9 protein-coding genes and 2 pseudogenes are annotated in these 10,686 nt (G+C 61.7%); 6 read left to right on the top strand and 5 right to left on the bottom strand.

All coding sequences use genetic code 11. From position 1 onward, the window contains the following. Positions 1-741: IS21-like element helper ATPase IstB (gene istB, locus AC0L23_RS29610; RefSeq protein ID WP_473357659.1), on the top strand; the 741-nt coding region annotated here is incomplete at its 5' end. A 109-nt stretch (positions 742-850) separates the two neighbouring features. Here the strand turns inward: istB and AC0L23_RS29605 are convergent. Next, positions 851-2,245: a hypothetical protein gene (locus AC0L23_RS29605; protein WP_473357658.1), complete on the bottom strand. Its 1,395-nt coding sequence runs from the start codon at positions 2,243-2,245 to the stop codon at positions 851-853. 338 nt (positions 2,246-2,583) lie between these two features. Here AC0L23_RS29605 and AC0L23_RS29600 point away from each other — a divergent pair. Further along, positions 2,584-2,748, top strand: a pseudogene (locus tag AC0L23_RS29600) (IS5/IS1182 family transposase); the annotation flags it as partial. Positions 2,749-3,478: 730 nt separating this feature from the next. On the opposite strand, the gene AC0L23_RS29595 reads toward AC0L23_RS29600, so the two are convergent. The 3 genes from AC0L23_RS29595 to AC0L23_RS29585 form a co-directional block, all read right to left on the bottom strand. Continuing rightward, positions 3,479-5,017, bottom strand: a complete 1,539-nt coding sequence (locus AC0L23_RS29595; protein WP_473357657.1) for an FAD-dependent monooxygenase — start codon at positions 5,015-5,017, stop codon at positions 3,479-3,481. A 244-nt stretch (positions 5,018-5,261) separates the two neighbouring features. Next, the gene (locus tag AC0L23_RS29590; protein WP_377791760.1) at positions 5,262-5,606 is read right to left on the bottom strand and encodes a response regulator; all 345 of its coding nucleotides are present in this window, start codon (positions 5,604-5,606) and stop codon (positions 5,262-5,264) included. 81 nt (positions 5,607-5,687) lie between these two features. After that, positions 5,688-5,879, bottom strand: a complete 192-nt coding sequence (locus tag AC0L23_RS29585) for a hypothetical protein (protein WP_085360126.1) — start codon at positions 5,877-5,879, stop codon at positions 5,688-5,690. Between the two features lie 352 nt (positions 5,880-6,231). Here AC0L23_RS29585 and AC0L23_RS29580 point away from each other — a divergent pair, with 352 nt between their 5' ends. The 4 genes from AC0L23_RS29580 (at position 6,232) to AC0L23_RS29565 (ending at position 10,399) form a co-directional block, all read left to right on the top strand. Further along, positions 6,232-6,531: a hypothetical protein gene (locus AC0L23_RS29580; protein WP_085384722.1), complete on the top strand. Its 300-nt coding sequence runs from the start codon at positions 6,232-6,234 to the stop codon at positions 6,529-6,531. Positions 6,532-7,239: 708 nt separating this feature from the next. Beyond that, positions 7,240-8,508, top strand: coding sequence for a CaiB/BaiF CoA transferase family protein (locus AC0L23_RS29575; protein WP_166517601.1), 1,269 nt, complete (start codon positions 7,240-7,242; stop codon positions 8,506-8,508). Between the two features lie 106 nt (positions 8,509-8,614). Continuing rightward, positions 8,615-9,844 carry an acyl-CoA dehydrogenase family protein gene (locus AC0L23_RS29570; protein ID WP_377791761.1) on the top strand — a complete coding sequence of 410 codons (1,230 nt, stop codon included), beginning with the start codon at positions 8,615-8,617 and terminating at the stop codon, positions 9,842-9,844. Positions 9,845-9,853: 9 nt separating this feature from the next. Next, entirely contained in the window at positions 9,854-10,399 is a 546-nt protein-coding gene (locus tag AC0L23_RS29565; RefSeq protein WP_085349517.1) for a flavin reductase family protein, read from the top strand. A 25-nt stretch (positions 10,400-10,424) separates the two neighbouring features. Here the strand turns inward: AC0L23_RS29565 and AC0L23_RS29560 are convergent. Further along, a pseudogene (locus AC0L23_RS29560) lies at positions 10,425-10,686 on the bottom strand (hypothetical protein); the annotation flags it as partial.

The following is a 10,686-nucleotide window of genomic DNA, read 5'->3' as shown; positions in this document are numbered from 1 at the left end:
GACCTGCTCAACGCCGAGATCAACGAGAAGCAAGCCAGGTCGATCAAATACCAGCTCACCATTGCCAAGCTGCCGCTTGCCAAGGACATCGCCGACTTCCAGTTCGACGGCACGCCGATCAATCAGACTCTCGTCAATGATCTCGCCGGCGGCGGCTTCATCGCTCAACAACGCAACGTCGTGCTGGTTGGCGGCACCGGTACAGGCAAAACACACCTGGCCATTGCCATCGCCAGAAGTTGCATCCGATCCGGTGCCCGCGGCCGCTTCTTCAACGTAGTCGACCTCGTCAATCGCCTCGAGACCGAGACCCGCAACGGACGACAAGGACGGCTCGCCGAGCATCTGACCCGGATGGACTTCATCGTGCTGGATGAACTCGGCTATTTGCCCTTCGCCCAGTCCGGTGGCCAGCTTCTCTTCCACCTCGTCAGCCGGCTCTACGAGCGCACCTCCATCATTGTCACCACCAATCTTGCGTTCGGCGAATGGCCGAGCGTGTTCGGCGATGCCAAAATGACCACCGCGCTACTCGACCGATTGACCCATCACTGCGACATCGTCGAGACCGGCAACGACAGCTGGCGATTCAAAAGCCGCGACGATGTTCAAACAACCCGCGCTCGCGCCGTCTCCGCAACCCCGACCAGCTCCGACGACCCGAGCGCTACCAGCAGAGCACGCCGATCAAAGGGGTCCCTTTTGGATGCCGATAGGGGGTCCCAGTCGAACGCCGATTGACACCTATCCACTGGTTCGGCCATTGTTCGCTTCTCGGGAAGACCTGAAACGACGCTCATACTCTCGAACGCGACGATAATGACCTAAGACGTCTCGTTGGTTAAGTTAACTAGCTGCTCGAAGCTTCCGCAACGCCAGGCGTTCCTGCTTCTTGACCGCTGGTGGGCGCCTGTTGCGACTCTTTCAGGAGCAGCAGCGCCGCAGCTGTGACGAGACCGGTGGTGAGCAGGTACACGGGCGATATGTTCAAACCGGGCCCTTCGATGACCAGATAGGAGAACAATCCCGCGGTCGACGCGATGAAGCCGAGCCAGGCAAGCTTCGGAAAGCGAAATCCACGTTCGCCGCGCCAAAGATCAAGCACGAGGTAGTACACGAGAAGGCTGTTGCAGAGTGCAGCCGGCAGCACGCCCAGGACGATTCCGTTTTCGAACGCGAGATAGGATAACACGCCGTCGACCTGAGCCATCACCGCGAAGGGCACATAGCGCGGATTGAGGCAGGCCAGCGCGATCGACACAAGCTCGAATGCGTAGAAGTACCGCTCGTGCATCTTCGGGAGCAGATACGGCATGAGCATGAGCGATACACAGGCGGCGAGCAGAATAAACTCCGGCCCCGCCCGTCGAGAGCGCGCGATGAAGATCGACAAGGCGAGCCCGCGCGCGGCCGCGAGCACCATGCCGACGGCGACTCCGATCGCGTACGGCAGTCCGCCAGCCAGCACCCAGATGTTCGCTGCGTTCATGGTGAGGCGATTGAAGGTGTGAGCTTGGTCCAGATAGACCGCGAACACGGAGGCCAAAGATCTACCGGCGACCAGAACCGGAATGGCGAGAACCACATAGATCCCGGGAACGGTGGCGAGCCATGCCGGGTGGATCCTGCGGCGCAGAATCATGCCGAGTACGAACGGTCCCAGGAACACGCCCTGAGCCTTCACCGAAAAGGCCATCGCAAATGACGCAACGCCATTTCGGTCCCGCATGAACAGCGCGACGGAAACCAGCGTGAAGAAGGTCCAGATCGAATCACTCTCCGCCCACACTGCGCCGTTGAAGATTACCGTCGGTGCAAGCCAGACAGCGCAGAAGGCCAGGGAAGCGCGCAACGGCAGCTTTGTCGCTCGCCAGACGATCTGGGCCACAGTGATCGCGCAGCCCAACTCGAATACTGCCGAGATCGCTTTCACGAGGGAAAGTGGCTCGCCTAGCCAATCAAATCGGGCGGCAATCAGCAGGAGGTAGCTGTAGAACGGCGTGTAGTTGGTAAAGGCTTCGGCCAGCCCGGCGACTCCGTGATCGCGAGCAAAGACATACCAGGGGATCAGGAACTGAAAGGCGTCGTCGGTCGCGTGCTCCCGGGCGAGGTAACGGAGCCCAAGGCCTGCAAACCCGCACACCATCACTAGGCCGATCGCAAGCGGCGAGTTCGTGGGCAACGTCTCGTTAGGACTGATGCAGAGGCCGGGATCGGCCGACGTGCCGATAGTGTCTTTTTTCACGCGATCGCTTTTGCTGTTGAGGTCTTTGAAGGCGCTGCGACTTCATTTTTGCGATCAACCTAGACGAGCAATCACTTCCAGTTTCATAAAGAGCGGTTCTGCCATGGGCAATTTCTCCCAGAAAGATTGTTTGGTTAGCAAAGCCTTAGTGGAACTGATGATCGTTTAAAGTGGGTCGGCCGCAGGGACGCGAGTTCGTATTGGGCCGCCTTCATGGTCCTCACGTCGCCGAACGCGCCCGCGGAAGATGCGTTGACCGCTTGGTCGCCGGCGAGCATTAGTTGCGCCTCCCGTGTGGATTAAAGGGCCCGCCGGTGGCAAGGCCGTTCGCGTGATCTCATCCGTTCGGCACGATGAAGGGTTGAATGGGAGCAACACACTTTCTCACGAGAAAGTTGCCAAAGAAGGCGATCGAGATGTCGCTCAATGTGCTCGCCTACAACATCAGGCGAGCGATTATGATCGTGGGCGTAGGCGGATTGCTGGGGGCGATGCAGGCATGAGGTCGGCTCTTCGCGGCCAAATCAGCGCCTAGATGAAGCGTCTGGTTGTCAGGAGGTCGATCCCATCGCATCAAAGCCCCGGCGGCCGCGGAATGCGCCGGTAGGCCTCAAGTTTCACCGTTTTCACAGGGCCTGGGCCCTTAGCACACATGCGAAACGATGCTCAACAAGGGCCGCTATTGGACGCGTCGCACCATTTACTTCGGTTGCACAAGGCGGCTGCTATTGAAGTGAAGCGGGAGTTCTCAACGATGGACAGCATGGCATCGTAGAGCCCAATGGATTTGATACGTCGGGCAAAACCTGGCAGAATAACATGATCGAGACGAGTTTGTTTTCGCCCGCGCCGGGCCTTTGCGCCGCGGATTTTGCGTCTCGAATAACTGATTTGAAACTGTAGAGCCATTTTCCCTATGACTGAAATTGTGAAGTTCCAGCCGCGCTCTAAGGCAGTTCGCAGGATGAGGCATGAGCACGGAAGCGAAAGGGGCGTCGAAATCGCGTTGAAGCAGGTAGGGGCACCGGATGGCCACAATGGATCGCCGATGGGCTAGCTTATGAACCGGAAAGGCCGGCTCTGGAATTTGGCTTGCCCGGAAACGCAGCCGCCCCTGAAGCCGACGAGCGGCGCAACATCCGAATCTTCACTAGCGTTGCAAAAACCTGATATTCAACAGCATGCGGCGAACCGCGGGCTGTTTGTTTCCGGCGGCGGGTGCACTGCTTCTCGTTACGCCGCAGGCGCCCCGAACCACCTCGTCAGCGCGTCCGCAAGTCCGTGATGACTTTGATCTCTCACCCAGGCCACGTGCCCGTCCGGCCGCACCAGCACGGCGCTTGGTACTGCGACTTGTCCGACGTTCGGAAGCTCCCAGGCGCCCTCGTGTTTGACATCCACTGTTTTGATGCGATCAGCCCATGGTGCGGTATCGAAGCTATTCTTCTCGCCAAGATTGAACAGCAAGCCCCGCGCGTCGTGCAGCAGCGTGAATAGTCGCAGCGGACGCCCTTCGAGTGTCAAATCGAGATCGGGGATGCGGCGCCCCAGCAGTGCGTGTCCTTTGCCGAGGTCATAGTGCACGTCGAGCCCGCTCATCATCGCGCCAAAACGCTTACGCGGCTCGTCCATGCCGAGCAGTTCGGAGACAATTTCGCGCGCGGCCTTGAGGCCGTCCTCGCCGCGCCGGAGCAGGGCGATTTGCGCCATGGTGTTGCGCAGCACGCGCGCGGCGACGGGATGGCGCTCGGCGTGGTAGGTGTCGAGCAGGGTTTCGGGCGACAAACCCTTGACCACTTGCGCGAGCTTCCAGCCGAGATTGACCGCGTCCTGCAGGCCGGTGTTGAGGCCCTGCCCGCCGACAGAGTGATGGATGTGCGCGGCATCGCCGGCGATTAGCACGCGTCCGCTGCGATAGGACACGGCCTGCCGTGCCGCATCGGTGAAACGGGAGATCCAGGACGGGCTGTGGAGTCCGAAGTCGGTGCCGTACACGGCGACGAGGGCTTCGCTGAGATCGCGGGGGCCAGGCGCGCCGGTGCGATCGAGCGTAGCTTCCGTCACGACGACCAGCACGCGCCCGCTCTCGGTCTTGCTGAGGCCGTGAAAGCCGAGCGCGTCGTGGCGCAGGCCCCATTCCGGCTCCACTCGCATCTCGACTTCGGCCATGAGGTTGCTCAGCGTCGGACCTGTGCCGATGAAGTCGATGCCGGCGGCCTTGCGCACCAGGCTGCGGCCGCCGTCACAGCCGACCAGATAGTTTGCGCGCAAGGTCTCGCCGCCGGAGAGCGTCACGTCGATGCCGGTCTCGTCCTGCGCAAAACCCGTCACCTCGCGGTTGCGATAGATCGGCACCGCGAGCTCGCTGACCCAGTCAGCCAGGATGCGCTCGATGTGGCTCTGCCGCAGGGCGAGCCCGTAAGCGTGGCGGGTGGGGAGGTCGCTGATGTCGAGCCTGGTCCAGGCGAAGCCCGCGAGCTGGGTGATCTGTCCTTCGCGCAGGAAGCGATCCGCGACGCCGCGCTGGTCGAGGATCTCGATGCTGCGCGCGTGCAAGCCGCCGGCGCGCGTGCCTGTTAGCTCCTGGTCGGCGCGCCGTTCGACCACGGCGACGTCGACATGCGCGAGCGCGAGCTCCGCGGCCAGCATCAAGCCGGTCGGGCCAGCGCCGGCGATCACCACCGCGTGGTCTTTCACTTGGTGTTGCGCGTGGCGGGCGCCAGCCCCTTTGGCGTGGCCGCGCGTCCGGGACGTCGGAAGCAGTACAGGCATGTGATGACCCTTGGTGTTGGATGGTGTTCGGGTCGAGGGTTCTACGGCAGGGGCGGGGGCTTGAAGCAAGCCCGTTGCACACCACATATCTGCGTGGGGAGAGAGAATCCTTTGTCCGCGTTCGCCGCGTTGACACGTCGGGCAAAACACCGGCATAATGCCATCATCGAAAAAGAATTTGGTTCAACCCGCGCGGACGCGATCCGCTGCGGGTTTTGTTTTGCGTTTTCTGGGCTTGCGACCTTCAGCAGATGCCGGTGGTCCGCTGCATGGTGCTGGCGAGTTCCTCGAACGAAAACGGCTTTCTGATCATGGGAAGGCCGTCGCGCCGGGGTTCACGCCCGGACAATTGCAGGATCTTCAGTTCCGGGCGGTCTCGCCTGGCCCGCTCGGCCAGTTCATGACCGTCCATGCCAGGCATGTTGATGTCGGTGATGAGGATGGAGATATCCTGGTTCTGCTTGAGCCGGTCGAGCGCATCGTGGCCGCTCCGGGCGCTGATGACTTCGCAGCCGAGATATTCCAGCATGTCAACGATGACGTCGAGCACGCTGGGATCGTCGTCAACAACCAGTACGGTATGGCTCATCGCACAACGTTCCTTCTGAAGGAATAAACGCGGCCGCCGTGGCGTAAGTCCCGGCGAGATGCGCCCCGTCTGCGGAGCGGCCTAATCGTCCTTCGACAAATCGCCGGGTTTGGTGGGAAGGTCGATGGGGCCGCCCTCGCCATTCACGAGATCGCAGTCCTTGTCGCCGGCGTCCTCAACGACGGCTTCTAGCGTGTCCCGCTCCTTGTCGCTGCGCGGCTTTCGTCCAGGAAGATTTGGCGACGTGTTTTGTGAGGTCGTCTTGAGTGTCATCTGCCGGCCCTCCTGATCGCCTAACGCGGCTTAAGCGAATTCGTTCGTTTGACACGTCTGCGAAAACACTGGCAGAATGGCATCATCGAAACGAGTTTGGTTCACCCGCGCGGAAAGCTTCCGCCGCGGGTTTTTTCGTCTCGATCGAGATCGGACGGCCGCGGCGCGTTGCGGCCACGCACTCGTCGAACCTGGTGCGCCGCCGGCCGTACCATTGCTGGCCGCGTACGCGCGAACGTGCCGGCCCACGGCGCTGGGCCAGTGCTCGCGCCGCTGCGGTCTCCGGAGCCAATCTGGTTGTCTCCTACTTCGCTACGCGCGGCTTCGAGAACTTTGAAAGGATCATCAAGCGGTGAAGATGACAGATGATGAAGTCAGGGCGATGGTTGCCGAGATGCTGGCTGAGCAACATAGGCTTCAGCAGGCGAACTTTGATGCCATCGTATTGCGGACGGTGGCATCGGTGCTGGCGTCTTTCGGAATTGATAATGACGATCGAAAGGAGCTAAGGGCGGATTTTCAGCATCTGCGCCGATGGCGAACGAGCGTCGAGCAGGCGCAGAGCTACACGCTCAAGGCCGTGATTACGGTGATCGCCACCGGTCTGATGGGTGTGGTTGGGCTAAGCGTCAAGGTCGTGCTCGGCAAGTGAGCCTCAGCCGCGACGACATTGCTGCATTCCATTCACGTCGTCCTTACCCAACGGACCGTCTCATGCACAGAATTCGCATCGTCGATGCATCCGATGGCGACATCGCCGATACATTGGTGGACCTTCACCGGTTGACGTACTTCAATGCGGCTCCCTTGCCACAATTCAACTTAGGGGCGTGGTGGCTTGCCTATCACGGCGATGAGCCAGTAGCTTCGCCGATGTCGTCCCGTCAACACACGTTCGAAATGGCTCCAGGGTGTGTTGCAGCGGCACCGGGGACGTGACCTCCAGTGCAGGCTGATGCGGGTGATCGAGGCAGGACACGGCGTACTGGACGGGACAGCATCGTCCCGGATACGACGGACAATCCGGTGTCTGCCAATAATTCATCCGGGGCGGGCTATTGGCTCTTCGAACCCCATGTGCCCTGGGCGTGGCCGCATACGGTACTGGCGAAAGCGGCTTCGCTGAACGAGGAGCCAAGTTTCCCGTGGTGCGGAACGCGATTCACGCAACGCAAAAATGGTTCGCGCGAGATGAAGCGAAACACGGAACGTTCAAGGCCCGGCAGCTTGACAGCTGCCGGCCCTGTTTGCGTATTGAAGCGATGCGGGCGAAGGACTTGCGAAGTCCGCGGTGCCGGGCTTTAAGTTTGCTCCTGCGGAAAATTCGGCAACGATAAGCCGATGTAAGGGAGCGCCGTCGATGCCCACCAAGCCTCAATTGCCGGAACGTTCGTCGCGGGCGACGGGCGCGCCTACCGCGCTCGATGGTCTGCTGGTCGTCGATTTCACGCGTGTGGTTGCCGGCCCGGCCTGTACGCAGACGCTTGCTGATTTCGGCGCGCACGTCATCAAGATCGAGAATCCAGACGGAGGCGATGACACGCGTGCGTATGAACACGCCGAGATCGGTGGAGAGAGTGCTGCCTATCTGAGCCTCAATCGCAACAAGCGTGGCATCACGCTCGACCTTACCGTGCCCGAGGCTCGTGAGATCGCCCTGGACTTGATTCGCAAGGCCGACGTGGTCGTCGAGAACTTCTCCAGCGGGGTCATGAAGAAATTTGGCCTCGACTATGAAGCTGTTGCGCCGCTCAATCCGCGGCTGGTCTATTGCTCGATCTCCGCCTACGGGCGCACCGGGCCGTTTGCCTCGCGTCCCGGCTTTGATCCGATCACGCAGGCGGAAAGCGGCTTCATGTCGCTCAACGGATTTGCCGATGGCCCGGCGGTTCGCACCGGCCCTCCGATCGTGGACATGGCGACGGGGATGTCTGCCTGCAACGCCATCCTGATGGCGCTGTTGGCGCGGGATCGGCTCGGTCACGGCCAGCATGTCGAGGTCGCCCTGTTCGACGTCGCGATGGGCATGACCGGTTTCTATGGCATGGCCTATCTGATCAACGGCGAAAATCCCGGCCGGTTTGGTAATTCGCCGAGTGGCTCTCCTACCGTCGGCGTGTACGAGGCCTCCGATGGACCGCTTTACATGGCCTGCGCGAACGACCGGCTCTATCGCCGGCTCGTTGTTGAGGTGCTGAACCGGCCCGATCTCATCACCGATCCGCAGTTTGCAACGCGCAAAGCCCGCTCCGAGCACAAGGAACTTCTGCGAGCAGCCATCGCGGAGGTCTTTGCAAGCGATACCCTCGAGAACTGGATGGCGAAGATGAAGCTGGCCAATATCCCGGTCGGCTATCTCCGGACGGTCGAGGAGGGGTTCAATGCACCGGAGGCGCGAGAGCGCCATCGCTTGAACCGGATTCCACATCGTACGGCAGAGTGGGTCCCGAACATCGAGCCGCCGATTACCATGAGCTTGACCGGCTCGATTGATCCTGTGGCTGCTCCATTGCTGGGCGAGCACACGGAGCAGGTCTTGCGTGATACGCTCGGTTACGACGAGCGTCGGATCTTGGAGTTCAACCAAAAGGGGGCTTTTGGATCGGGCAAGTCATCGGTGCAGGTTTGAGCCCAAGCGGTCGTTCCCTTGGGACGTGCAAATCGCGCCTTAGCGCTGCATCCGCTTGATTTGGCAAGGGTCTCGCCGCATAAATGCATGAAAGCGAGGGATACGAATGGCGCCTGGTCAAGAGCCGAGCGTAGGCCAACCCGCAGGGGCGCAATTCGATGAACCTGCCCATGCGGCAATGGTCGCGAAGGCCCGCGCGCTCGTCCCGCGGCTGCGGGAGCGGGCGGCGCGGACGGAGGAGTTGCGGCATCTGCCGCCGGAAACCGAGAAGGATCTGCACGACGCGGGCCTGTTCCGGATGCTTCAGCCCAAGCGCATTGGCGGCGCAGAACTCGATTATGTCGCCTTGATCGATTGCGCGGACCTGCTCGGACAAGCGGACGCCTCGGTGGCATGGAATCTGGCCAATCTGGCGAGCCATCACTGGATGCTCGGCATGTTCCAGCCGACGGCGCAGGAGCTGGTCTGGGGCCGTGATCCTGACGCGCTGATCGCGTCCTCGTTCATTTTTCCCGCCGGACGTGCCACGAGAGTCGAGGGCGGATACCGGCTCCATGGCAGCTGGCCGTTCTCCTCGGGCGTTGCCTCCTGCGCATGGAACATGCTTGCAAGCGTGGTCTACTCCGACGACGAGGCAGACGGCATCGAGTATCGGATATTTCTGCTGCCGAAAGCCGACTACAAGGTCCTCGACACCTGGAATGTCGCGGGGCTGCGCGGGACAGGGTCTTGCGACGTGGAGGTCAGGGACGCTTTCGTGCCCGAGGACATGACGGTTGCAGTCGGCGATCTTGACGGCGGTCCGACGCCGGGAAGCAAGCTCAATCCCAACCCGCTGTATGCGCTCCCGGTGTTCTCGCTGTTTCCCTACGTTCTCTCCGGCGTCGCGCTGGGGAACGCGCAGGCGTGTCTCGACGATTATGCGGAGGTCGTCCGTCATCGCATTTCCACCTACAACCACGCCAGGCTGAGCGACTTTCAAAGCACCCAGATCAAGATCGCTGAGGCGTCGGCGAAGATCGACGCTGCACGCCTGATCATGCGCTCGGCCTGTCTGAATGCCATGGAGGATGCAAGGCGGGGTCATCTCCCCGATATGGCGACCAAGACCCGATATCGGCGCGACGGCGCTTTTTCAGTGAACTTCTGCACGGATGCGGTGTCGATGCTGTTTGCCGCGAGCGGAGCACGGGGCCTGTTCACGACGGGCGCGTTGCAGCGACAGTTCCGCGATGCGCACGCGATCAACTCGCATCTCGCGTTCAATTTCGATGCGGCCGGGACCAATTATGGACGCGTGGCGCTGGGGCTGCCGTCCGAGAATCTCACGCTGTGAGGCCGGCCGATGAATGATCTGCCGAAGCAGCCGGCCGTTCCCGATCCGGCCAACGAACTCGCGAGCGACAGCTCGCCGATCGATCCCCGCGATTTTCGCAGCGCGCTCGGCACCTACGCCACGGGCGTGACGATCATCACGGCCGCGGCTCCCGACGGCAAGCCCTATGGCCTGACGTGCAATTCGTTCGCCTCGGTCTCGCTGAATCCGCCGCTGGTTCTTTGGAGCCTCGTTGTCTATTCCTCTAGTCTGACCATCTTCCAGAACGCCAGTCATTTCACGGTCAACGTTCTTGGCGTTTCGCAACAGGCGCTTGCGAGCAAATTCGCCAAGTCGTCTGATGACAAGTTCACCGGTGTCGAGTGGACGCCGGGCCTCGGCAACGCGCCGGTGCTCGCCGAGAGCGTCGCCAATTTTCAATGCCGCTCAGTCAATCGCTATTACGGCGGCGACCACGTGATCTTTCTCGGTGCGGTCGAGGCCTATACTTACAATGCGAAGGAGCCGCTGCTCTTCGCGCGCGGCGCGTTCGGCCGATTTCTCGCCGACGGCTAGCACAAGCAGTCACAGCCAGCGTGCTTCACTTCGCGCTCGACGGTTCAGCGCTCCCCGCCGAAAGCTTGTAGATTTCGAGCGCATCCGCGTCCGCGCCTCGCGCGGCCTTGGCGAGCCTGAAAAGTTGTCCTGCGAGCGAGGCCATGGGCACCGGCGTGGGGGGGGGGGGGGGGGGGGCGCCGCCCCGCCCCAAAAAAAAAAGGAGAAACAAAGGGTGGTGGGGGGGGGGGGGGGGGGGGGGGGGGGGGGGGGGGGGGGGGGGGGGGGGGGGGGGGGGGGGGGGGGGG

The sequence above is a fragment of the Bradyrhizobium sp. MI1.4 genome (genome assembly GCF_055811315.1).
This window is presented reverse-complemented; position numbering and strand designations above follow the sequence as displayed.